The 21976-nt window shown below is 68.6% G+C and carries 29 protein-coding genes; 16 read left to right on the top strand and 13 right to left on the bottom strand.

Annotation, left to right across the window (positions count from 1 at the left end):
• From ACFWUR_RS12305 to ACFWUR_RS12295, 3 genes are all read right to left on the bottom strand, one after another.
• Positions 1–579 carry a pyridoxamine 5'-phosphate oxidase family protein gene (locus ACFWUR_RS12305; protein WP_378905979.1) on the bottom strand — a complete coding sequence of 193 codons (579 nt, stop codon included), beginning with the start codon at positions 577–579 and terminating at the stop codon, positions 1–3.
• 160 nt (positions 580–739) lie between these two features.
• Positions 740–1732 (bottom strand): LLM class flavin-dependent oxidoreductase, encoded by a 993-nt coding sequence (locus ACFWUR_RS12300; protein WP_378905977.1) that lies wholly within the window; start codon positions 1730–1732, stop codon positions 740–742.
• 25 nt (positions 1733–1757) lie between these two features.
• Complete coding sequence (locus ACFWUR_RS12295; RefSeq protein WP_378905975.1) at positions 1758–2006, bottom strand: hypothetical protein; 249 nt, start codon at positions 2004–2006, stop codon at positions 1758–1760.
• A gap of 150 nt (positions 2007–2156) precedes the next feature.
• Between ACFWUR_RS12295 and ACFWUR_RS12290 the strand changes: the two genes are divergently transcribed.
• Entirely contained in the window at positions 2157–3161 is a 1005-nt protein-coding gene (locus ACFWUR_RS12290; protein WP_378905973.1) for a hypothetical protein, read from the top strand.
• Between the two features lie 68 nt (positions 3162–3229).
• Here the strand turns inward: ACFWUR_RS12290 and ACFWUR_RS12285 are convergent, their stop codons facing one another.
• Together ACFWUR_RS12285 and ACFWUR_RS12280 are read right to left on the bottom strand one after the other, a co-directional pair.
• Positions 3230–4642 (bottom strand): MDR family MFS transporter, encoded by a 1413-nt coding sequence (locus tag ACFWUR_RS12285; protein ID WP_378905971.1) that lies wholly within the window; start codon positions 4640–4642, stop codon positions 3230–3232.
• 145 nt (positions 4643–4787) lie between these two features.
• The gene (locus tag ACFWUR_RS12280; protein ID WP_378905969.1) at positions 4788–5336 is read right to left on the bottom strand and encodes a hypothetical protein; all 549 of its coding nucleotides are present in this window, start codon (positions 5334–5336) and stop codon (positions 4788–4790) included.
• Between the two features lie 108 nt (positions 5337–5444).
• Between ACFWUR_RS12280 and ACFWUR_RS12275 the strand changes: the two genes are divergently transcribed.
• Positions 5445–6593, top strand: a complete 1149-nt coding sequence (locus ACFWUR_RS12275; protein WP_378905967.1) for a sensor histidine kinase — start codon at positions 5445–5447, stop codon at positions 6591–6593.
• Positions 6590–7234: a response regulator gene (locus ACFWUR_RS12270; protein ID WP_378905965.1), complete on the top strand. Its 645-nt coding sequence runs from the start codon at positions 6590–6592 to the stop codon at positions 7232–7234. Before ACFWUR_RS12275 ends, ACFWUR_RS12270 begins: the two co-directional genes overlap by 4 nt.
• A gap of 71 nt (positions 7235–7305) precedes the next feature.
• Here the strand turns inward: ACFWUR_RS12270 and ACFWUR_RS12265 are convergent, their stop codons facing one another.
• Entirely contained in the window at positions 7306–7635 is a 330-nt protein-coding gene (locus tag ACFWUR_RS12265; RefSeq protein WP_378905963.1) for a hypothetical protein, read from the bottom strand.
• 97 nt (positions 7636–7732) lie between these two features.
• Here ACFWUR_RS12265 and ACFWUR_RS12260 point away from each other — a divergent pair, with 97 nt between their 5' ends.
• Genes ACFWUR_RS12260 through ACFWUR_RS12250 form a run of 3 tightly spaced genes read left to right on the top strand, consistent with a single transcriptional unit; the run spans position 7733 to position 9863 of the window.
• Positions 7733–8023, top strand: coding sequence for a hypothetical protein (locus ACFWUR_RS12260; RefSeq protein WP_378906360.1), 291 nt, complete (start codon positions 7733–7735; stop codon positions 8021–8023).
• A gap of 26 nt (positions 8024–8049) precedes the next feature.
• The gene (locus ACFWUR_RS12255) at positions 8050–8634 is read left to right on the top strand and encodes an NAD-dependent epimerase/dehydratase family protein (RefSeq protein WP_378905961.1); all 585 of its coding nucleotides are present in this window, start codon (positions 8050–8052) and stop codon (positions 8632–8634) included.
• 32 nt (positions 8635–8666) lie between these two features.
• Positions 8667–9863, top strand: a complete 1197-nt coding sequence (locus ACFWUR_RS12250; protein ID WP_378905959.1) for a GNAT family N-acetyltransferase — start codon at positions 8667–8669, stop codon at positions 9861–9863.
• Between the two features lie 20 nt (positions 9864–9883).
• Here ACFWUR_RS12250 and ACFWUR_RS12245 read toward each other — a convergent pair whose 3' ends face one another.
• Together ACFWUR_RS12245 and ACFWUR_RS12240 are read right to left on the bottom strand one after the other, a co-directional pair.
• Positions 9884–11134, bottom strand: coding sequence for a serine hydrolase (locus tag ACFWUR_RS12245; RefSeq protein ID WP_378905957.1), 1251 nt, complete (start codon positions 11132–11134; stop codon positions 9884–9886).
• A 179-nt stretch (positions 11135–11313) separates the two neighbouring features.
• Positions 11314–11988 (bottom strand): PaaI family thioesterase, encoded by a 675-nt coding sequence (locus tag ACFWUR_RS12240; RefSeq protein WP_378905955.1) that lies wholly within the window; start codon positions 11986–11988, stop codon positions 11314–11316.
• 156 nt (positions 11989–12144) lie between these two features.
• Here ACFWUR_RS12240 and ACFWUR_RS12235 point away from each other — a divergent pair, with 156 nt between their 5' ends.
• Entirely contained in the window at positions 12145–12795 is a 651-nt protein-coding gene (locus ACFWUR_RS12235) for an HAD family hydrolase (protein WP_378905953.1), read from the top strand.
• Between the two features lies 1 nt (position 12796).
• Here the strand turns inward: ACFWUR_RS12235 and ACFWUR_RS12230 are convergent, their stop codons facing one another.
• Positions 12797–13321 (bottom strand): DinB family protein, encoded by a 525-nt coding sequence (locus tag ACFWUR_RS12230; RefSeq protein ID WP_378905951.1) that lies wholly within the window; start codon positions 13319–13321, stop codon positions 12797–12799.
• Positions 13322–13448: 127 nt separating this feature from the next.
• Here ACFWUR_RS12230 and ACFWUR_RS12225 point away from each other — a divergent pair, with 127 nt between their 5' ends.
• Genes ACFWUR_RS12225 through ACFWUR_RS12210 form a run of 4 tightly spaced genes read left to right on the top strand, consistent with a single transcriptional unit; the run spans position 13449 to position 14930 of the window.
• Positions 13449–13946, top strand: a complete 498-nt coding sequence (locus ACFWUR_RS12225; protein ID WP_378905949.1) for a hypothetical protein — start codon at positions 13449–13451, stop codon at positions 13944–13946.
• Positions 13936–14463 carry a MepB family protein gene (locus tag ACFWUR_RS12220; RefSeq protein WP_378905947.1) on the top strand — a complete coding sequence of 176 codons (528 nt, stop codon included), beginning with the start codon at positions 13936–13938 and terminating at the stop codon, positions 14461–14463. The genes ACFWUR_RS12225 and ACFWUR_RS12220 overlap by 11 nt, the downstream gene beginning before the upstream one ends.
• 19 nt (positions 14464–14482) lie before the next feature.
• Positions 14483–14692: a hypothetical protein gene (locus tag ACFWUR_RS12215; RefSeq protein ID WP_378905945.1), complete on the top strand. Its 210-nt coding sequence runs from the start codon at positions 14483–14485 to the stop codon at positions 14690–14692.
• 40 nt (positions 14693–14732) lie between these two features.
• Positions 14733–14930 carry a hypothetical protein gene (locus ACFWUR_RS12210; protein ID WP_378905943.1) on the top strand — a complete coding sequence of 66 codons (198 nt, stop codon included), beginning with the start codon at positions 14733–14735 and terminating at the stop codon, positions 14928–14930.
• Here the strand turns inward: ACFWUR_RS12210 and ACFWUR_RS12205 are convergent.
• Positions 14848–15630, bottom strand: a complete 783-nt coding sequence (locus ACFWUR_RS12205) for an ABC transporter ATP-binding protein (RefSeq protein ID WP_378905941.1) — start codon at positions 15628–15630, stop codon at positions 14848–14850. The genes ACFWUR_RS12210 and ACFWUR_RS12205 overlap by 83 nt on opposite strands.
• Positions 15627–16298 (bottom strand): FadR/GntR family transcriptional regulator, encoded by a 672-nt coding sequence (locus ACFWUR_RS12200; RefSeq protein ID WP_378905939.1) that lies wholly within the window; start codon positions 16296–16298, stop codon positions 15627–15629. The genes ACFWUR_RS12205 and ACFWUR_RS12200 overlap by 4 nt, the downstream gene beginning before the upstream one ends.
• Before the next feature lie 180 nt (positions 16299–16478).
• On the opposite strand from ACFWUR_RS12200, the gene ACFWUR_RS12195 reads away from it, so the two are divergent.
• The gene (locus tag ACFWUR_RS12195) at positions 16479–18224 is read left to right on the top strand and encodes a 2-isopropylmalate synthase (protein ID WP_378905937.1); all 1746 of its coding nucleotides are present in this window, start codon (positions 16479–16481) and stop codon (positions 18222–18224) included.
• Between the two features lie 61 nt (positions 18225–18285).
• Here ACFWUR_RS12195 and ACFWUR_RS12190 read toward each other — a convergent pair whose 3' ends face one another.
• Entirely contained in the window at positions 18286–18546 is a 261-nt protein-coding gene (locus ACFWUR_RS12190) for a hypothetical protein (protein WP_378905935.1), read from the bottom strand.
• Between the two features lie 76 nt (positions 18547–18622).
• Between ACFWUR_RS12190 and ACFWUR_RS12185 the strand changes: the two genes are divergently transcribed.
• On the top strand, positions 18623–18928 hold the full coding sequence (locus tag ACFWUR_RS12185; protein ID WP_378905933.1) for a hypothetical protein: 306 nt from the start codon (positions 18623–18625) through the stop codon (positions 18926–18928).
• Positions 18929–18976: 48 nt separating this feature from the next.
• On the opposite strand, the gene ACFWUR_RS12180 is transcribed toward ACFWUR_RS12185, so the two are convergent.
• On the bottom strand, positions 18977–19984 hold the full coding sequence (locus ACFWUR_RS12180) for a YeiH family protein (RefSeq protein ID WP_378905931.1): 1008 nt from the start codon (positions 19982–19984) through the stop codon (positions 18977–18979).
• Between the two features lie 118 nt (positions 19985–20102).
• Between ACFWUR_RS12180 and ACFWUR_RS12175 the strand changes: the two genes are divergently transcribed.
• From ACFWUR_RS12175 to ACFWUR_RS12165, 3 genes are read left to right on the top strand one after another with little or no spacing between them, the layout of a single operon-like run.
• Positions 20103–20711, top strand: coding sequence for a YdcF family protein (locus tag ACFWUR_RS12175; RefSeq protein ID WP_378905929.1), 609 nt, complete (start codon positions 20103–20105; stop codon positions 20709–20711).
• A gap of 7 nt (positions 20712–20718) precedes the next feature.
• Positions 20719–21711, top strand: coding sequence for a LysR substrate-binding domain-containing protein (locus ACFWUR_RS12170; protein ID WP_378905927.1), 993 nt, complete (start codon positions 20719–20721; stop codon positions 21709–21711).
• Positions 21712–21738: 27 nt separating this feature from the next.
• Entirely contained in the window at positions 21739–21915 is a 177-nt protein-coding gene (locus ACFWUR_RS12165) for a hypothetical protein (protein WP_378905925.1), read from the top strand.
• Positions 21916–21976: the final 61 nt, after the last annotated feature.

The raw sequence follows: 21976 nt of genomic DNA, 5'->3' as shown, positions 1-21976 counted from the left end.
TCAGCGTCGAACGGTCGACGGCACCGGGTGGTCCGGCTCGAGTGCGGGTAGCCCGTCGATACTGGTGGCATTGTCGCCCGCGATGCGACGGGCGAAGTCGGCGTCGGTGCGGCGGGTGTGGGCTTCGTCGAGGATGAAGCGCTCCTCGACGAGATCGAGCTTGGGCACCGACCAGCCGCACGAATCGGCGATGCGATCCACCGAAATCGTCACCGCCGCACGAATGCCGGGGTGCCCGGTGCCGAAATGCGCTCGCAGCGTGTCGAATTCGTCGGAGTCGGGGCGAACGACTCGACCGGTGCCGAAGAGCCGAAGGATGCGCGTGGTGCGGGTGAACGAGCAGAACATCACGGTGATCCGGCCGTTGTCACGCAGGTGAGCGATCGTTTCCGAACCGCTGCCGAACAGATCGAGGTAGGCGACGGTGTGGTCGTCGACCACGGCGAAGGTATCGCGATATCCCTTGGGGGAGACGTTGACACGGCCGCCGACGGAGGGTGCGGTACCGATGAAGAACATCGGCTGTTCGGTGATGAATGCCCGCAACTTGTCGTCGATCCGATCGAACACCTTGCCCATGACGCACTCTCTCGTCCCGTCAGTCGGCGGGCTCCCCGCCTCCACTGTATCGACGGCCGCACCGTGACGGCCGTTCGGTGCACGGCGAGATTTACCGCAGACGATGACCCGCGGTGTTCGCGCGCGCCGGTCGCCGAGTACGAACCAGCGGCAGACCCGCTCAGCCGTTGATCGCCTTCTGCGTCGAGCCCAGCGAGCGGATGCGGGCGTCGAGGTCGTAGACGAGGGTGTTGAGCATGAGCTCGTCGGGGGAGGTGGCGTCGAGCAGTTGTGCCGCCTGGGCGCGCACCGTCTCCGGTGAACCCTGCAACTGCGCGGCCTTGCGCTGCGCGGCGAAGTGGCGTTCGGCGTCGTTGCCGGGGAAGCTCGCGGCTTGTTCCGGCGTGGCCAGAGCCTGCGGGCGGCCGGAGCGCAAGTTGGCGAAGGCGAGATCGCGCGGCGCGGCGAGGCGATCGGCCTCGGCGTCGGTGTCGGCGCAGATCGCGGAGGCCGCCACGATCGTGTACGGCTCGCGCAGTGTCTGCGACGGCCGGAAGTTGTCGCGGTAGAGCGTCAGTGCGGCGACAGTGTTGTCCGGGGCGATGTGATGGGCGAAGGCGAACGGTAGTCCCAGTGCGGCAGCCACCTGGGCGCTGTAGCCACTCGACCCGAGCAACCACACCTCCGGTTCCGCGCCGAGGCCGGGGCTTGCCACGATCCCGTTCGGATCCGCGCCACGGAAGAAGCCGATCAGGGCGGTGAGTTCCTGGGGGAACGCGTCGCCGCCGAGCCCTTCGGCGCTGCGGCGCAGGGCACGCGCGGTCACCGGATCGGTGCCGGGGGCACGTCCGATGCCGAGATCGATCCGGCCGGGGTGCAGCGACTCGAGCGTGCCGAACTGTTCGGCCACCACCAGCGGCGGATGATTCGGCAACATCACCCCGCCCGAACCGACCCTGATCCGCGAGGTGGACGCGGCCAGATGCGCGAGCACCACCGCGGGTGCCGCACTGGCGATGCCGGGCATGTTGTGATGCTCGGCCACCCAGAATCGACGAAAACCGTGCTCCTCGGCGTGCTGCGCGAAACGCGTTGTCGCGTGCAGCGCGGCACCCGCCGTCGCATCGGACTGCACCGGTGCCAGATCCAGAACCGACAGCGTGACGGCGCTCATGAGCCTCCTCGAGTGTGTATTGCCCCTATCGAAGCCAACCCGCGTCGGGCGGCCGGTATTTCCGCGCACCGGTGGTGGTGACATCGGCCACGGTGGCGTGCGCGCAGTCGGCCCCGGTGGTCGTCATCAGGCGCGCGGTCGGCCGTCGGCCCGCATGCGGCTTCACCGACACCATGTGCGATGGTCTCGGCCGTTTCGTCACCGGCTTGTCGTTCGGGGAGGTGCGGGTGCCCGTCTGCGGGCCGAGATCACCGCGGCAGACCGACCACGGCATCGGTCGCCGTGGACACCGGATCGCCTGTTAGCTGGAAAGCCGCTGGCAGAGAGCCGTTTTCTGTCGTACCCCCTCGGTATCGTCGAAGTGTCACACAACCTGCCCGAACGCGAAGTGTGGCCGGGCGGTGCGAGAACGGGGGCACACGAGATGAGTGACATCGACAGCGGCGATCTGCGGCCGCCACGCCAGCACGGAACCACCTGGCGCGAATCCGAATACCGAGTACTGGCCGACGACCTGCGCGCGGGCGCCGATCTGGCCCGCACGGCGATCACGGTCGGGCGCACCGAATCGGCGGTGCGCACCGCACTGCGCAATTTCGTACCACCGGAGGAACGGGTGCCGACCGCCGAACGGGAACGCTGGATCCGCACACGCCTCGTCGCCGAACCGGAATGGGACTGGTGGGCGGTGGTGATCGACCATCACCGCCGCTCCCGCAGCGGCCTGTGGTTCACCCGCCACGAGCACTGCGCCCGTATCGGCTGGCGCAGGCGCACTCCCATGCCCGCACTCGCCCAGGAACTGGCCACGTCGGAACTGTCGGTCGCCGAGCTGCTGCGCGCACTCGGGTTGGTCGAGAGCATCGAGGAAGCCGCCGACCGTCTCGGCGCCACCCCGGGTCTGGCCCTGGCCAAACGAGTCACCGCCCGCCGTGACGAAGCGGTCGGCGCCCGCTGGATCCTGGTCGTCGACGGCGCGGCCGGCACCACACGCTCGCGCAACGCTCCGGTGCGCCGCCAGCTGTCCCTGCACGAGACCCGCGCCGACGCCGAAGCCGAGCGTGACCGAATCCTGTCCTGGCACATCCGAATCGGATCGGAAGAACCCGATTCGCCGGTCTGGTGGACCATCGCCGAGCGCGGCCTGGGCGCCACGGTCGGCCACACCCGCTGCGGCGTCCACGATCCCGCGACAGCCGGCGGGCGCATCCGTGCCGAAGCTCTGACCGTCGGCGACATCATCCGCGTTCCGGTCCCGGACGGCGGCTTCCTGCAGGACCGCATCACCGCGATCACCCAGCACGCCGCCGGGGCGCCGATCGTCGTCGACCTGGCCCCGGTGGCCAACTCCCGTGTCCGCCGTGTCGTCGAGTTCGCGCCCGACGAGGTCGTTGACGTGGTTCGGAGCTCGGCGCAACGCTCGGCCTAGGGCCGCGACCGGCCACCTGGTCGGGGCGCGACGGTAGGCGGCGAGAATCGGGGTACCTGGTTCGTCGCCTACTTGTCGGCGTGGACGCGACCAGGCATGGTCGCGGCGGCGACGAACATGACGGCGGCCATGGCCAGCATGGCGACGAATACCAGGTGGATGCCGTGCGCGAGTTCGCTGGGCGCCGGGTGGTCGGGGTCGCGGATGCCCGCGTTGACGATGGCGCCGAACAGTGCGACGCCCAGCGCGCTGCCCAGGGAGCGGGCGAACATGTTGGCGGAGGTGACCACGCCGCGTTCGTGCCACTGCGCGCTGGCCTGCGCCGCGATGAGGGTGGGGGAGGCGACCAGGCCCATGCCCGCGCCGATCAGGAAGCACGACGCCGCGATCTGCCAGGGACTCGCGTGGGGGCCGACGAGGAGCGTGCTCGCGCAGCCGAGGACGGTGAGGGTGCTGCCGACCAGGCCGCTGATGCGAAATCCCCAGCGCAGGTACAGCCTTCCGGACAGGGTCGCGGTGAGCGGCCAGCCGAGCGTGAGTCCACCGACGGTGAGGCCGGCCACGAGTGCGCTGGTCCCGAGCACTCCCTGGGCGAAAGTCGGCACATACGAGGTCAATCCGAGGATGACGGCACCGACCAGCAGGGAGACCGTGCTGCTCGCGATCACCACGCGCCGGGTGAAGATCCACAGCGGCAGAATCGGATTCGCCGTGCGCAACTCGACGACCGTGAACAGCACCAGCACCGCCACGCTGCCCACGAACAGGGTGAGCGAGACCGGTGAGGTCCACTCCCAGGCTTGACCGCCCTCGAGCAAGGCCAGGATCAGAGCGCCCGCACCGACGGTGAGCAGGATCGCACCGGGATAGTCGATGCGCTGGGTGCTGCGCACCGCCGATTCGGTGAAGTGGCGCACCAACATCCAGCCGGCCACCGCGCACAGCGGCAGATTGATCAGGAAGATCCACCGCCAGCTCAGATGGTCGGCGAACAGGCCGCCGAGCAGCGGACCGAGCACGGCCGAACTGGCCCACACCCCCGCCAGGTAACCCTGAACCTTGGCCCGCTCGGCCAGCGTGTACAGATCGCCGGCGATCACCATGGTCATCGGCTGGATCGCTCCGGCGCCGATCCCCTGAATCGCCCGAAAGGCGATGAGCGCCACCATGCTCGTGGCCAGCCCGCACAGCACAGACCCCACCGCGAAGGTCGCGATGCCGAACAGGATCACCGGCTTGCGCCCCACCATATCGGCGAGCTTGCCGTAGATCGGCACCGTAACAGCCTGGGCGAGAAGGTAGATGGAGAACAGCCACGGGAACATGGCGAACCCGCCGAGGGTGTCGGTGATCGTGAGGACCGCGGTCGCGATGATGGTCGAGTCGAGGGCGATCAGACCGGTGGACAGCATCAGCGAGACGAGGATCGCGCCCCGGTCCGATCGGAATCCGACGGCTGGGCTCGCGGTTTCTGTCGCCACCGACGTCCTTTCGTTGCTCCGACCGACAACGTTCAACGTATCGGTGGCAAGCCCCACTGCGCGCCTTGTTTTACGACGGTGTGACGCGATCGGCGGAAATCAGCCTTTCCCTGGGAGGGGCGGCTTTCGGATGTCCGGTCGAACTTCAGCCGCGCCGTGAACCCGTGACCCACACCGGTCCCGTCACCAACCAGATCACGGTGATCACTCCCAGCGATCCGAACACCCCCATCAACTGCTCGCGCTGCTCGGCATCGGCGACGGTGTAGCTGAGCGCGATGGTGAGCGCGCCGGCGATGGCGGCCGCACCGAGCCAACGGGAGAAATCGGCCCACTCCTTGCGGGTGCGCTCAGGGCCGTACTTCGGGACCTTCACCGGAACCGGTCCACCGGCGAATCGGTGGGCGAAGCGCTCGTCGGCCCATCGGATCATCCGGCCACCGAACATCACCGTGCAGCCGAGATAGATCCCGGCGACCCGATGGGCGAAAGTCACCTCACCGCCGCGGTGCAGGTCGATCGCCACCGCGGCCACCAGCACCACATCCAGGATCGGCACCATCGCCAAGATCACCGTGCTCGCGCGCGGCAGCCGGATCAGATAGCGCAGCAGCAAGCCGCCCACCACCAGCACCCAGAAACCGACTTCGCATGCGGCGATCGTCAGTAATACGGGGTTGTTCAGTTCGTCCATTCCCTCACTGTGCCGGGGCCACCGGGCCGCCGTCGTCCCGCTTCGGGCTGTTGCGCGGTCCGCCTTTCGGGGGACCCGTCGCGTCGCAGCGGTGTGCTGAAATGGGGCATGCCACCACCGCGCACGCCCCTGAGTCGGCTCGCGGACGCCTTCGACAGCGCGACCTCCGCCGCGGTCGGGGTGTTTCTGGTGGGGTTGTTGCTGTGGGCGGCGGGCGGCTGGGCGGTCGCGGTGGACCGAGACCTGTATCCGGCGCCCGCGAAATTGGTGCTGCTGTGCGCGGCGTTCGCGGTCCAGATGACCGCGCAGCGCAAGCCCGCCCTCGGGTTCGGCCTGATGGTCGCGCTGTTGGCCGCCGACTTCGTGTACGGTCCGTCGCTGCCGCTGTGGATCGCGCTGACCGACGTGATCTTCCTGGCCGTCAGCACCGGATCGGACCGGCTGGGCGCGGTGGTGGGGTGGTTCTCGCTCACCGTCACCCTGGGCGGGTCGCTGCTGGCGGTGGCTCTGCTCGATGTGAGAGCGGCGTTGTACGCGGCCTTGATCGGCGTCGCCCTCACCTGGTCGCCGCTCGGCTACGCTCGCGCGGTGCGTGCCTCCCGCCGCACGGTCGACGCCGAACGGTCCACCGCGCGCGCCGAGCTCGCCGCACGCGACGCCGAGCGGTTCGCCGCGCTCGGCGAGGAGCGAAGGCGGTTGGCCCGAGATCTGCACGACGCGGTGGCGGGCCACGTCTCCGCCGTTGCGATCCTGGCCGAAGTGGCACAGAAGGATCCGGGGAACACGGAGGTGCTGCGGACGATCCGCGCGGGCAGCCTGGCCGCGCTGGAGGAGATGCGGTCGACGATCGAGCTGCTGACCGCACCCGACGACACCGCGGTGACCACGCGCTTGTCGTCCCTGGACGGCCTGATCGACGCGGCCGAGGCCGCCGGCGGGGCGGTGACGTTGCGGCGACCCGACGACCTCGAGCTGCCCACCGCGGTCGAGGCCGTCGTGACCCGGATACTGGGCGAGACCTTGACCAACGCGACGAAGCACGCCCCCGGAGCGCCACTGGACATCGAACTGCGCCGCGATGCCACACGGCTGGTGGTGACGGCGATGAATCCGATCCCCTCCGAAGTAGCGCAGGGACACGGAAACGGACTGCGCAACATGATGTTTCGCGCGGAATCAGTCGACGGCACCATCACCGCGGGCGCCGAGGACGGCACCTGGCGCGTGTGTGCGCGAATTCCCCTGGGAGACAAGTGACAGTCACAGTCCTGGTGGCCGACGACCACGCCACCATCCGCGCGGGCCTGAAGATGCTCCTCGAAGCTTCCGGTGAGGTCCGGGTGATCGGCGAGGCGGCAGACGGTGCCGCCGCGGTCCGGCAAGCTCGAGCGCTGAGCCCCGATGTGGTGCTGATGGACGTGCGCATGCCGCGGGTCGACGGGCTGGAGGCATGCGCCGCCGTCGTCGCGGAGACCAGTGCGAAAGTGCTGGTGCTCACCACTTTCGCCATCGACGAATACGTCCTCGGCGCGCTCTCGGCTGGTGCGAGTGGATTCCTGCTCAAGTCCGTCGGCGGCGACGACCTGGTCGGTGCCGTGCTGGCCGTGGCCGACGGTGACGCGGTCCTCGACCCGAAGGTGACGCGCGCGGTGATCGCCGCATTGCCCCGCCCGACAGCCGTCGCGCCGCCGCCCGACCTGTCTGCGCTCACCGACCGCGAACGGCAGGTACTCGCCGGACTCGGCGCCGGCCTGTCCAACGGTCAAATCGGCACTCGCCTGCGCATCGGCGAGGCCACCGTGAAAACGCATGTATCCCGGGTGCTGAGCAAGCTCGGTGTGCAGTCACGGGTGCAGGCCGCGGTGATCGCGTCGCAGTCCGGTCTCGATCTGCCCTGACCTCGACCGGGAAAGAACCGACGATGTCCCGGGACCGAGTGCGGTACCGGGACATCAGGTCCGAACGGGGCTCAGCGTGCAGGTTGCGGGTCGGACTTATCTGGACGGATCCGGCGTGCTTCATACCAATAGGTCAGGAAAACGGTGGCGTAAGAAGTCGCTGCCACTGCTGCGGTCACCAGAAGAAACGCGACGAACAAGGTAATCGGGAAAGCCATGGTGCCCTCCTCGCGGTACGGTAGTCGTGCGATGAAGGTGGTGGTCAGCGCCTCGTCGCGCCGAATCTGAACGAGCCCCGCGCATTCGATGGTAGGGGCACGGCGCGACGCAGGCACGGATCCGCGACAGTGACTGCGGTCATTGTTCACGCGGAGTGTCGCCCACGTCACCGAAGCGGCCATGAGGTTGAATGTTCAACATCTCTGGGTTCTACCGCGTCACGAGTTCTCGACATCGGCTTCACCACGAACAACCGACGAAGGAGCACCGATCGTGAGCATGATCCTGGCCGCAGTGCACGACACCTACGGCATCGTTGTCGCCCAGGTGGGCAATCCCACGCCGGAGGCACCGCCGATGGCCGACAAGGTGATGCAGCTGGGCCGGTATTTCACCTGGATGATCCTGTTATCCGGCGTCACCGCCATCACCTACGGCGGCGGTCGCTTCGCCTGGGAGAAGTGGAACGGCGGCGGCCTGCAATCGCCGAAGATGATCGCCGGCGCCATGGCGGGCGGCGCGGTCGCCACCAGCGCGGGCACGATCATGAACGCGGTCATCGGAGCCTGATCGTCGGCCCCGCTACTGTCGGGGCCGTGCGTATCTTTCTCGCCGGCGCCACCGGCGTCATCGGATCACGGTTGCTGCCACTGCTGGTCGGCGCCGGTCACGAGGTGGCCGGGCTGACCCGTTCCCCGAGCAAAGCGGCGGCCGTCCGTGCGACCGGAGCCGCCGCGGTGGTCCGCGACGTCTACGACGCCGACGGCCTCACCACCGCGGTGGTCGACTTCGCCCCCGATCTGGTCGTGCACCAGCTCACCGACCTCCCCGACGACGCGGCGCGACTGGCCGCCTCCGGCGAGGCGAACTCCCGTATCCGCACCGAGGGCACCGCCAACCTGCTCGCGGCCGCGGCGGCCGCCGGGGCGAGACGGTTCGTCGCCCAGAGCATCGCCTGGTCACCGCCCGCGGGCCGCGGCGACGCGATCGCGATCCACGAATCCAGCGTCCTCGCCGCGGGCGGCGTCGTGCTGCGCTACGGCCAATTCTACGGGCCCGCAACATATTACGAGTCGAGCCCACCGGCACATCCCCGCATCCACGTCGACAGCGCCGCCACGCGCACCCTCGACCTGCTCGAAGCGCCGACCCGCATCTGGGTGGTCGTCGATCCCGAGTAGAGGCTCCGTCCCGGATAGGGAACAGTGAGGGGATGGCTGTTGACGTAGACACCCTCCACGGCGACGACGACCTGCACGCGGCGAGCGCACTGTTCCGCGCGGCGATGGTGGGACTGCCGCCGCTGCCGCCGCATCCCGATCATCTGTCCGAACCCGGCCGCACGCTCGGTGCGCGCCTCGACGGTCGGCTGGTCGGCACCGCGGAGTCCTACACCAGTTGGTTGGTCGCCCCCGGTGGTGCGCGCCTTCCGCACGCCGCGGTGACGCACGTCGGTGTGTTGCCTACGCACACCCGGCGCGGAGTGCTCACCGCACTGCTGCGCCGCCAGCTCGACGACATCGCCGAGCGAGGCGAAGTGGTGGCGAGCCTGCGTGCGTCCGAGGGCTCGATCTACGAGCGCTTCGGGTACGGCGTGGCCAGTTCCTTCGCGCGACTGGATCTCCTGCGCGGTCGAGCCCACCTGCGGGAGACGGTGCCGTCGTCGGGCCCGGTGCGGTTCGTCGAACCGGCGGACGCGTGGAAGCTGTTCCCCCAGATCTACGCGAGCGCGGCGGTCTCCTGGACCGGCGCGATCGATCGTCCCGAGTACTGGTGGAAGCTACGGGAACGCACCGCGGCCGAGCCGGTGTACACCGTGACCCACGGTCCGATCGGCGCCGAGGACGGGTTCGCGCGCTACCACCCGGTCGACACCGCGAACTGGTTCACCAGCCGAGAGCGCACGATCGTCGTCGACGACCTCGTCGCGACCACCCCGCAGGCCTATCTCGGCCTGATCCGGCACCTGCTCTCGGTCGATCTCGTCGACACCGTGACCTTCGCGTACGCGCCGGTGGACGCGCCGCTACGGCACCTGTTCACCGATGAACGCGCGGTCCAGGTCGCGGCGGTGCACGATGAGACCTGGCTGCGACTCGTCGACGTCCCCACCGCGCTGGCCCGCCGCACCTATCGCGGCACAGCGCCCGTGATCGTCGGCGTCGATGACGCGATCCGCACCGCCAACACCGGCCGGTACCGGATCAGCGCGCAGGAGGTGACCCGGGTCGAGGATCCCGCCGAGGTCAGCGTCGACGTCGCCGCACTCGGTGCGATCTACCTCGGCGGGTCGACGTGGCGCCAGCTCGCCCTCGCCGGACGTGTCGTCGAGCACCGCGCAGGTGCCGTCGATGCCGCGGACGACCTGTTCGCCACGCCCACAATGCCTTTCAGCGGAACCTTCTTCTGACCATCGAAGGGCTCGACCGATCAGGGGCGGAAGAGCCGATGGGCGGGCGACAGTGGACGCAGGGCGCCGGAGATCTGGGCGACCAGTTGCCACGGTCGTTCGAGGTCGGTGGTGGCCTTACCGTTGGTGAGAATCGCCCCGGAGAGGCCGCGATCGGGATCGGCCCAACCGTATTGGGTGGTGAGGCCACTGCGGCCGAAATGGGAACCGGTGTCGCGGCCGAATTTCGACCGCCGGGCACCGAGCTCGAATCCCGCACGGCTGACGCGACCGGCCAGACCGGGCATGCGGTCGGCCGGGGCGATCGCGTCGCGCAGCGTGCCGGGCTCGATGATCCTGCGTCCGTCCAATTCTCCACCGCGCGCGAGTATTTCGTAGAAGCGTGACAGTTCGTAGGCGGTGGTGACCAGATTGCCGGAGGGGAGTTCGGCGACGAGGAAGGCGTCGTTGGTCGCCTTCGACGCCTTGTCCATATGGCCGCCGAGGGCCTTGTTCGCCAGAAATCGGGCGAGGCGGGGCTGCGGCGGACCGGTCTTCACGCTGGGCACGACCTTGTCGACATCGGCGGGGTCGACGCCGAAGTTGTTCCAGCGGAAGCCGAACGGCGTCAGCACCTGCTCATCGAGGTGCTCGCGCATCCGCTTGCCGGTCGCTCGGCGCACGAGCAGGCGTTGGATCAATCCGCTGGTCAACGCGTGGTAGACGCGGAAACGGCCGGGCGCCCAGCTCGGCACCAGGTCGGTGAGGGCTGCCACCGCGAGTTCCTCGTCGAGGACCGCCGCGGTTCCGCTGTGCGGTGCGGTGATGAAGGGAATGCCCGCCGAATGCGACAGCACATCGCCGACAGTGATCATGCCCTTGCGGTTGGCCGCGAACTCGGGAACATAGTCGGCCACGCGGTCTTCCAGCCCGAAGGCGCCCTGTTCGATGAGCATGAACATCAGCGTGGCGGCGACACCCTTCGCGGTGGAGAACCCGCAGAACGGGGTCTGCGGCGTCGCCAGGATCTTCTCCGAGTCCGGCCCGTCGCTCGGTGCGTTGCCCCACCCGTGACCGATCGTCCGGTTCAGTACGATTCCGCCGTTGCGGCGCAGACACACCTGGATGGCGGGCGTCGTCCCCATCTCGTACCACGCGCGCACCGACGCCCAGATCGCCTCGACATCGGCACGCGAGGACCCGACGTCGGCCGAATCGTCCTCGTGGCCGATCGTCGTCACCGCGTCCAGGTCGTCGGAGACCGTCACCAGCGTGGCGGGAAGTGCGCTCATCGGGCCAGCCTACCGACGGCCGGCTGTGATAATCCTGAGCACGCTACTCGCCGATCGGTGACACCGCGTCGGTGATATGTCCGCGGATTCCGGGGTGCGAGCCCCGGAATCCGCGGTCGTGGACGCCCGGTCACGGAGGGTATTCAGAAGGTGCGCAGATTCGGGGCTGTCGGGACGAATCAGGGCTGGCCGGGGTTGAGCACGATGAACAGCCCCTTGGCCTCGGCGCACAACCGTTCGTCGTCGTGCATCGTCGCCCGCAGATACACCTTGCGGCCGTCGACGCGTTCGGTCCACGCGCGCACCGTCAGCTCGCGATTGAGCGGGGTGATGGACCGGTAGTCGAGGGTGAGCGAGGCGGTGCGGGTCACCGACCTGGTGGACAGCGCGGCGGTCATGCCGATGATGTCGTCGAAGGCGAGCGCGATGTGCCCGCCGTGGGCGGCGTTGTTGCCGCCCAGGTGGAAACCGCGGAAGGTGACCTTCGCGGTGACGCCGTCGCGGTCGGCGCTGACCACCGTGTACGGCGGTAGCGTGATGTTGCCGCGCGCGGGCAGATCGGTGCGGGTCCAGCTCGGGGAGGACCACTCGTCCACCACCGCCTCGTCGAGGCGGGCATTGAGCTGTTCGAGGGTGGCGATGGCCTCTTTGGCGAGCTCGTCGGACGGGTTCACCAGGCGCGCCCGATCCATCAGCACACGGACCTGTTCGATCAGTTCGCCGTAGTGTGGCCCGCCCGCGGTCGAGCCGGCGCCGCGTTCCTTGCGTGCCTGGATCAGCTCGTCGATCGGCCGGAATCCGCCTTCGTGATGCTTCTCGTTCGGGAGCGAGTTGCCGACCTGTGTATCGTCCATATGCAACACGTTATCGCTGTGGAGCTGGATGTTCGCGACGGGGATCGGTGTCGGGTCCACTAGGCTGGGTGCCGATTACCGAGCAGGTCTCCTCCATACCGGAGACGGCGCACCGCCGGTGGTGGCCTTCCGGGTGAGCGGTGAAAGGCAGAGCGCATGGGTATCGCGGCGGTTGTGTTCGACATGGACGGCGTACTGATCGATTCCGAACCCATCTGGGAACAGGTCAGGCGCGACTATGTAGTCCTCAAAGGTGGCCGGTGGCAACCGGATTCGCAGAAGAAGATGATGGGGATGAATACCGTCGAGTGGTCGTCGTATCTGGCCGACGAGCTGGGTGTGGCCGAGCCCGCCGACGAGGTGGCGACCGCGGTCATCGATCTGATGGCCGACAAGTACGCCCACCACGTCCCGCTGCTGCCCGGCGCGGTCGACGCGGTGCGGCGGTGCGCGGGTTCCTGGAAACTGGGCCTGGCCAGCTCGTCGCCGGCCACATTGATCGATCTGGTGCTCGCGAAGTCCGGGCTGCTCGACCACTTCGGTGTGGTGCTGTCCACCGAGGAAGTCGGTCGCGGCAAACCGGCGCCCGACGTCTACCTGACCGTCGCGCAGCGCCTGGGTGTGGATCCGAAAGACTGTACAGCCGTGGAGGATTCGACCAACGGGTTGACCTCCGCGCACCGCGCTGGGATGCGCTTGATCGCGGCGCCGCGTCCGGAGTTCCCGCCGGGTCCCGACGCGCTCGCCCTGGCCGACGCGGTCATCGGCGATCTCGACGAGCTCACCCCGGAGGTGGTCACCGGCTGACTCAGAAGCTGCCGGTCACGCCGTCTATCCGCTCTCGCAGCAGGTCGGCGTGGCCGTTGTGGCGGGCGTATTCCTCGATCATGTGCAGATACACCCAGCGCAACGTGTAGCCGTCGCTGCGCCACGGTACGTGGAACACGTGGTCGAGGGAGAGAGCGGCGACGGCGGCGTCGCAAGCGGTGACCTCGGCGTGGAAGGCCGCGAACACCTTTTCCGCGGACAGCGAGGCGACATCGTCGAAATCGGCGTCGGGCTGTTCCTCGGAGCCGTAGACCGGCTCCACATCCTCGCCCGCGGCCGACAGCCGGAACCAGCCCCGCTCCACCTCGGTGAGGTGCCGGACGAGACCGAGCAGCGACAGCGAGGACGGCTGCACCGAGCGCGTGGCGAGCTGTTCGCCGTCGAGTCCACCGCATTTTCCGAGCAGAATCTGGCGATGAAAGTCCAACCAGGACTGCAACATCGGCCGCTCGTCCGCGCCGACCAGAGTTCTGGTGGGCGCGAGTTCGGGAGCTGTCCACGTCATCGGTGCGAGGCTACCCGCCGTCATGGTGTGGCGCAGCGCGATTCTCGGTGGCCGGCAGGCGCTGTACGCGTCACCGATTCCTCGGTCCGGCTGTTCGCGGCGTTCGCCGATCCGGCACACTGGCCCGATGGGTGCCCCGCGCGACGACCAGCCCGAAGTCGTAGTCCACGTCGGTGACGGCTCACAGGAGCCACACCCCGTCGACCCCGCCCGCCCGGGCACTTCCGCCGCCGATCCGGCCCCCGAGCACCCCTTCCTCCTACTCACGCGCACCCCGACCGACTGCATTCAGGCGCGCTACCTCCATGACGGCACCTACGAACTCGAGCACACCACCGACGCCGAGCACCGCCAGCTGTTCACCACCGACGCCCTCCTGGTCCGCGACATCATCTGGTCCTGGATCCAACGCGACACCTGGTGGTCCGACACCGTCGCCTGGACCACCGTCGACCCCGCCGTCGCCGAACTCCACGCCCTCCACACCGAACTGTCCGACATGCTCGACGGCATGTCCCTGATGGACACCGTCACCGACGAACTGGACCGAGCCCTAGCCCGAGCCGACGAACTCCTCGACAACGTCGACCCCGACTTCGACGCCTCGAACGACCGTGCACCCTGACATCCGCGAGGCCCGAAACCTCCTCACCCTTCTCGGACTGAGCAGTTCGGCCCCCGCCCCCGAAGCGCAGAACGAGGAATACGGAGCATTCTTGTCCGAGGTCGGCCGTGGCTCGGTGAGATTCCGGGTGGGCAAGCGGACTCCGACGAAGCCGGGTCTGTTCGTCTCCGTGTGGCGGCGAGCCGAGGATGGCTCGACTGAGCCTTTCGCCGCGGAGCGCGGTGTCGACCTGCTGGTGATCACCGTCCGCGAGGAATCGCGTTTCGGGCAGTTCGTCTTCCCGCGCAGCGCCCTCGTCGAACACGGAATCGTTTCCGTAGCCGGTCGTGGCGGCAAGCGCGGGTTTCGCCTCTACCCGCCGTGGTCGGCGACAGCGAACAAGCAAGCGCACAAGTCGCAGGAATGGCAGAGCGCCTATTTTCTCGACCTCGTGAACCTCGACCCGAGCCGTGCGCGGGACCTCTATGAACGGCTGCTTCCACTCTCTGTCACACCGCACAACGGTGACGCGCCCTGACTTGGATTACAGTGGCGCCGTGGGGTTTACCGACTATGGGCCGGGCGATGTCGTGTACTTCCCAGCGGGCCCGTTCAGCGGCATCTGTGGGGTTGTGCGGGAGGTCGACGTGCGGCGCGCGGAGCTGCGGATCGAGTTCGGGGAGGGGACCGTGCATCGCGAGGGAAATGTCCTGCGCGAGCGTCGGCACAAGCTGACTGTCGGATTCGACGAGGTCGAGCTGGTGTAGCCGACGGAGTTCGTGTTGCGACGATTGCCGCACCGCTTGTGTGGAAGCCGGTGGCGACGTCGATACCACCGCGGCGATCGTCGGCGGGATCGTGGCCGCCCACACCGGTGTCGGGAACCGTGACGCGAGCCACTGCCCGGATGGGTGTCCGGGCGTCAGCGGGCTCGGGCGTTCCAGCGGCCGTCGTAGCGGACCTCGATCGGGTGGGCGAAGGCGGTGGAGACGTGGTCGGTGGTGATGACCTCGATGGCGGGGCCGGCGGCGACGGTGTGGCCGTCGGCGACGAGCAAGGCGTGGGTGGTGGTGCTCGGGAGTTCCTCGAGGTGATGGGTGACCAGGATCGAGGCGACCTCGGGGTGGGTGCGATCGAGGGTGTCGAGAGTGGTGAGGAGCTGCTCGCGGGCGGCCAGGTCGAGGCCGGTGGACGGTTCGTCCAGGAGCAGGACTTCGGGGTCGCCGATCAGGGCGCGGGCGATGAGAGTGCGACCGCGTTCGCCCTGGGACAGGGTGGGCCAGCTGTCGTCGGCCCTGCTCGCCAGGCCGAGGGTGTCGATGATCGCGTCGGCACGGGCGAGGTCGTCGGAGGTGGGTGACCAGCGCATCGGAGTGTCGATCGTGGCGGTGACACCGGTGAGGACGACCTCGCGCACCGAAAGCGGAGCGCGCAGGGGGTGGCGTGGGTTGACGTGGCCGATCGAGCGGCGCAGCCGGGCCAGCTCCACCCGGCCGAACTGAGCGCCGAGCACCCGCACGGCGCCCGTGGTGGGGAAGGTGACCGCGCCGCAGAAGCCGAGCAGCGTGCTCTTGCCCGCGCCGTTGGGGCCGAGCAGTGCCCAGTGCTCACCGGCCCGCACGGTCAGCGAGATGCCGTTGATGATCTTCTTGCCGTCCCGACGGAAAGTCACGTCGTCGAGCTCGATCACGGGGACGCCGGTCATGTGAAGGCCTGCTTCAACGCGGACAGGTGGTCGCGGCTGAATTCCGCGGCGGCTGTGGGGGTTCGGTCGGCAATCGCCTGGGCGAGCTGCTCGTGCGCGTCGTGGTCGGCCTGTTCGGAGCGGACCGGGCGCAACTCGAGCATATCGATCATGGCCAGGCGCAGGCGCGGCAGGAAGCTGTCGAACAGCTGGGTGAGTACATCGTTGTGGGCGGCGACGATGACCGCGCGATGAAAGGCCATGTCGGCGTCGACGTGATCGGCGACGGTCTGGCCCTCGACGCGGCGACCGGCCAGCGCGCGTCGGATGGCTCGCAGGTCGGCGGGTGTGCGTCGGTGCGCGGCGAGGGCCGCGGCCTCCGCCTCGATCGCGATGCGTGCCTCGATCACCGCGGCGATGGTGGCGCCACGCAGCACCACATCCCAGTCCTCGGACACGTCGAGCGCGGTGACGAACACGCCGGAGCCCTGTCTGCTGTCGAGCACGCCCTTGCCCGCGAGCTCGCGGATCGCCTCGCGCAGGGTCGATCGCCCGACGCCCAACTGTGCGGCGAGCAGCGTCTCACCCGGCAGTCGATGGCCCAACGGCCACTCGCCCGCGCGAATCCGCGCGAGCAGTAGTTCGGCCGCTTGGGCGGCCAGGGGCTGACGCCGTACCTGCGAGACCATTGAATAACCTCTCTACTTGTCTGAGGAGTTGTGGTAGAAGTGTACCCATCATGATCCACACCGCGCTTCTTCTCGGCCGCCACGGCGGGGCCTGACCGACCGGCCGCCCCGCCGTGGGGCTCGATCATGGCCGGTCGACGTCGTCTCGTGGCCCGTCGTGGCCAGGAAGAAGAACAAGTCATGACCCCGTTCCCCACCCTGACAACCCCCTGTGGCACCGTCGCCGACGATGCGCCCGCGTGGAATCGGCAGCGTCACTCGACGATGCCGTCGTATCGATACCGCGATGTGCATCAGCGCGTGGATGTCGTCGTCGAACACCGTGACTGGCCGAACGCGCGGATGACCACCGCGCCCCTCTGGGTGCCCGTCGACCTGCGTGACGGCAATCAGGCGCTGGCCGAACCGATGGATCCCGCGCGCAAACGCCGGTTCTTCGAACTGCTGATCGCCATGGGATACAAGGAGATCGAGGTCGGCTACCCGTCCGCCTCGCAGACCGACTTCGATTTCGTGCGCCTGCTGGCCGATACCCCGATCGCTCCGCCGGACGTGACCATCGTCGTGTTCACCCCGGCGCGGCGTGATCTGATCGAACGGACCGTCGAGTCGGTGCGCGGTATCACCAACGAGGTGGTGATCCACCTGTACACGGCCACCGCGCCGGTCTGGCGTGATGTGGTTCTCGGCAAGGATCGTGCGCAATTGCGCGAGCTGATCCTCGCCGGCGCTCGCGATGTGCTGGAACTGGCGGGAGAACTGCCGAACGCGCGCTTCCAGTTCTCGCCGGAGGTGTTCAATCTGACCGAACCGGATTTCGCCCTCGAGATCTGCGATGCCGTGACCGAGCTGTGGCAGGCGAGCCCGCAGCGTCCGGTGACGCTGAATCTGCCCGCGACAGTGGAGATCGCGACCCCGAACGTCTATGCCGACCAGATCGAATACATGCACCGCAACCTGGCTCGACGCGACGGTGTGATCCTGTCGGTGCACCCGCACAACGACCGGGGGACGGGTATCGCCTGCGCCGAACTGGCCGTCTTGGCGGGCGCGCAACGCGTGGAGGGCTGCGTCTTCGGTAACGGCGAACGCACCGGCAACGTCGACATCGCCACCCTGGCCCTGAACCTGCACGCCCAGGGCGTCGACCCGATGATCGACTTCTCCGACATCGACGAGATCCGTCGCACCGTCGAGCACTGCACTCGCCTGCCGGTGCACGAAAGGCATCCGTACGTAGGCGATCTCGTCCACACCGCCTTCTCCGGCACCCACCAGGACGCGATCCGCAAGGGCATGGCCGAGCATCGCGCGCGGGCAACGGCCACCGGTCTGTCCGAACGCGAATCGCCGTGGCAGGTGCCGTATCTGCCGATCGACCCCGCCGATATCGGGCGCTCCTACGACGCGGTGATCCGGGTCAATTCGCAGTCCGGCAAGGGCGGTATCGCCTATCTGCTGCACACCGAATACGGCCTGGACCTGCCACGCCGTTTGCAGATCGACCTCGCGAAGCGGGTGCAAGCGCACACCGAGGACACCGGCGCGGAGATCACCGCCAAGGAACTGTTCACGCTGTTCGAGCAGGCCTACCTCGTCCCCGATCAGCGAATCACGCTGATGCGGTGGCAGATCGCCGACGGCAGCACCGAGATCGCCCTCGCGGCGCAGGGCACCGAACGGCACTCGGTGCATCACAACTCGGGCCCGGTCGACGCCCTGACCGCCGCACTCGCCGAGGCGGGTCACCCCATCGAAATCCTCGGCCTGACTCAGCATTCGGTGGACGAGGGCGCCGACAGCACTGCCGTGAGCTACGTCGAGTATCGCGCGGCAGGGCGCACCGGCTGGGCTTTCGGCCGCGACGCCTCGATCGTGGCAGCCTCACTGGAAGCGGTGATGAACGCCGTCAACGCGACGGGATAGGTCGATCGGGGCGGTCGTACCGGCGGCCGCCCCGCATCACCGGCGTCAGCGCGCTGACGAGTCAGTCCTCGTCGCCTTCGCACCAGTCGTCGAAGGCGTCGAATTCCGCCTCGTACCGCGGGGGAATCGAGTCCTCGACGGCATCCTCGATCGGGTCCCAGACCGCGTTGCAGCCCTCGGGGGCGGGCGGCCACGACTCGATGTACGCGACCAACGGCGACGAAGGTGGCTCGGCTTCCTCAGCCGCTGCGATCCCCGCGGTGGCCAGGGTCAATACCGCGGCGGCACCCGCGGTGGCGAAGATCCGGCACACAGTGTTCATGACATCATCCTCCTGTCCGCGCCGACATGCGATGTCCAGCAATCCTAGCTCCGGGTGGGTCATGTTGACTGTCGCCATGACCCACACGAACTTTCGATCGGTGAAGTCGACAGTGATCGCGACCACGGTGCTCGGATTCGGTGGTGGTCTGGCGGCCTCGGCGGTTCTGGCGGTGTGGTGGCTGGTCGGGCCGAATTCGGTCAGCTGCTACTACGCAAGCTACGAGCCGTATGACGATGTCGTCTTCGGGGAGATGGCGATGAAGATGGGGCCGACGTGGTGGTTGTGGGTCGGACTCGTCGCGGCGCCGACCCTCGCCGGTGCGCTGCTCGGTCTCGCCGCCTCACGGTTCGGACTGCGGCTCGCGCGGGCGCCACGGTAGGCGCTCGGGCATGTGGGCCGGCCCTGAATCCGGCCCTCGCGCAGGACTTCAGCACCATCCGCTCAGGTACATGAGACCGAGGCTGGTGACGCCGAGGATCAGGCCGAGGGTGCCGCCCAGGACCAGTGGGCGCACGCCCGCGGTGCGCAAGCGGGCCAGGCTCAGGGACGTGCCGATGGCGGCGAGGACCGCGGCGATGAGCCAACTACTGGTGGTGGCGAGCGGCCGAGTCAGCTCGGCGGGGACGATGTTCAGGCCCGCGATGACGGATGCGGCGAGGAACAGGATCACAAAGAGCGGCACTGCGTGGCGCAGGGAAGCCTGGGGTAGATCGGTCTCCTGCGCGATATGGCGGCGGCCGACGTGCAGTCCGACGCAGAGCGGGATGATGGCGAGGCTGCGGACCATTTTCACGATCACCGCGAACTGCGCCGCACCGGCACCGAAGACGACGCCGGCGGCCAGGACCGACGACGTGTCATTGATCGCGGTCCCCGCCCACAGGCCGAACGCCTCCTGCGACAGGCCGAGAGCGCGGCCAAGGGGTGGATACACCAGCACGGCGGTCACATTGAAGACGAAGATCGTGCCGAGGGCGTAGGCGACCCGTTGCTTGTCGGGTCGAAGGACCGCCGTGGCGGCGGCGATCGCGGAGGCGCCGCAGATCGTCGTGCCCACGGCTATCAGGGTGACCGACTCCTTGTCCACCGCCAGCAGCCGTCCGACGAAGAACGCCGCGACCCCGCCGACAACCAAGGTCCCGATCAGCACGACCGCGGTCTCGCGGCCCACGCTCATGACCGACCCGAGCGGCAAGCCGAGCCCGAGCAGCACGATCGCCAGCCCGAGCAGCCGCTGCCGGGCCACGTCGAGCCCCGGCCCGAAGGTCTCGCCGGTCGCGTCACGGCGTCGCAGCACCATCCCGGCGGCGGCGCCGGCACCCAAGGCCAGCACCGGCGCCCCGATCATCGGCATTGCCCTGCCGAGCGGCGTGGCCACGGTTGCCAGGAGTGCGGCAAGGGCCAGACCGGGAGCGAGGGTGCGTGCGCGGTTCACTCCTTCACCTTCGCCGCGCGGCGACTTCCCAGGTAGGGGCTGAATCGGGAGGGGGGCATAAGCCTTGCTTATGGGATTTCGCCGGGCAAGCCGTGCGGGTTCGTGGTTTGCTGGACAGGTGCGGAAACGGACTCGGCTCGCCATCGTCGCCGGTCTCGGTGTCCTGCTGTGGGGTGAGTGGGCGAATCGGCGCGCCTCGCGCAGGTATGTCGGTGCCGGGACCGTCGGCTCGGAGGCCGTCGTCGTCCTCGGCTATCGCGATGCCGGGCCGCGAGCCAACGCGATGAACAGATGGCGGGTGCGTGCCGGTCTTCGCTCCATCGATCCGGCGGCGCCGCGGACCCGGCTGGTGCTGTGCGGCGGAGCGTGCGCCGGTCCGCGGTCCGAAGCGTCGCTGATGGCGCGATACGCGAGAGAGGGCTGCGGTTACGACGGTGAACTGGTCCTCGAGCAAGCGAGCCGATCCACCTGGGAGAACATCGCTTTCGCGATCCCGCTCCTGCGTGACGTCGATCGGATCAAGATCGTCTCACTGCCGACGCATGCCGAGACCGCACGGCACTACCTCGCCGAGCAGAGCCCGGAGCTCGCTGCCCGGCTGGTGCCCGGCCAGGAATACCGCTTCGGTGAGTGGCTGCCGCTGAAACCGGTATTCGCCCTCTACGGCATCGCCAAAAAGCTCCGCCACGCCCGCGCCGACGATGGCGGACCCGCCCATCACCCATAATCAGCGCATGACCCTGCCACCCGGAACACCCGACCTGGAGGTCCTCGCCCTCCTCGTGGCGGTGGCCGAACTGGGCAGTCTCGGCGGCGCCGCTCGCAGACACGCGGTCAGCCAGCCCGCCGCGAGCATGCGAATCAGTGCGCTGGAACGTCGCCTACAGGTGAAGCTGCTCGACCGTGGACCGACCGGCTCCGAGCTCACCGACGCGGGGCGCGCCGTTGTCGCCCATGCCCGGACCGTTCTCGCCGCGGTGCACGAACTTGTCGATGACGTTGCCCGTCTCCGTGCCGCCCAGGCCCCGCGCCTGCGCATCGCCGCCTCCAAAACCATTGCCGACCACCGCATTCCACACTGGCTCGCGGCCCTGCGGACCGATCACCCCGAAGTCGTGATCGCGCTCGAGGTCGAGAACTCCACGCAGGTCGCGGGTCTCGTGCGAGACGGCACCGCCGATCTCGGCTTCGTCGAAGGCCCGCACCCGCCGGCCGGACTCGGCAGCAGGGTGCTGGGCGCCGATGATCTGGTGGTGGTCGTGGCGCCGAACCACCCATGGGCCCAACGCAAGACCCCGGTCACATTGACCGAGCTGGCAGGCACCGCCCTGCTGTGGCGGGAACCGGGCTCGGGCACCCGTGAGACCGTCTGGGACCTGCTGGCCACGGCGGCACCCCCCGCCGGGCCTGCCGCGGAACTCGGTTCGACCGGCGCGATCGTGGCCGCCGCGCGAACCGGCATGGCGCCCGCCGTCCTGAGCCGATTGATCGCCGCGCCGGACCTCGTCACCGGCACGCTGGTGGAGGTTCCCTCTGCCGACGCCGAACGCCTGACTCGCAAGTTCCGCGCGATCTGGCGCCGCAATACGCCGCCGTCGGGGCCGGGTGAACTGCTCGTCGATCGAGCCGCGCGCCTCGAGATCGCCCGAGGCGCGGTGGTGGGCCTTCCCGGCGAGACCGAATCGTCGCAGGGCGAGCCTTCGCGGCACAACCAGGAACTGACGTAACCACCTGGTGTCCACAGCATTTGCCGCATGACAGTTTCCGGCACCCACGGCGAGGCACGGCCCGCTGATTTCGGTTCGCCGCGGACGCAGCGCACCGGCCCGGCGTATCCGCGAGATCCCGCGGGCCTCCACTGCGTCGGCACCGGCATCGGAGACATGGCGATGATCGCGTCTGTGACGCCGGTGACCCGGCGGCAAGGTTGAGATCGAGGCGAAATAGTGCGTGAGCGGAGCTGACGGCTCTAGTCTGTTATCGCTACGCACT

This window comes from Nocardia sp. NPDC058633, from assembly GCF_042717045.1.
Taxonomy (GTDB): domain Bacteria; phylum Actinomycetota; class Actinomycetes; order Mycobacteriales; family Mycobacteriaceae; genus Nocardia.
The sequence above is the reverse complement of the archived record's forward strand: the minus strand, read 5'-3'. Positions and strand labels throughout refer to the sequence as shown.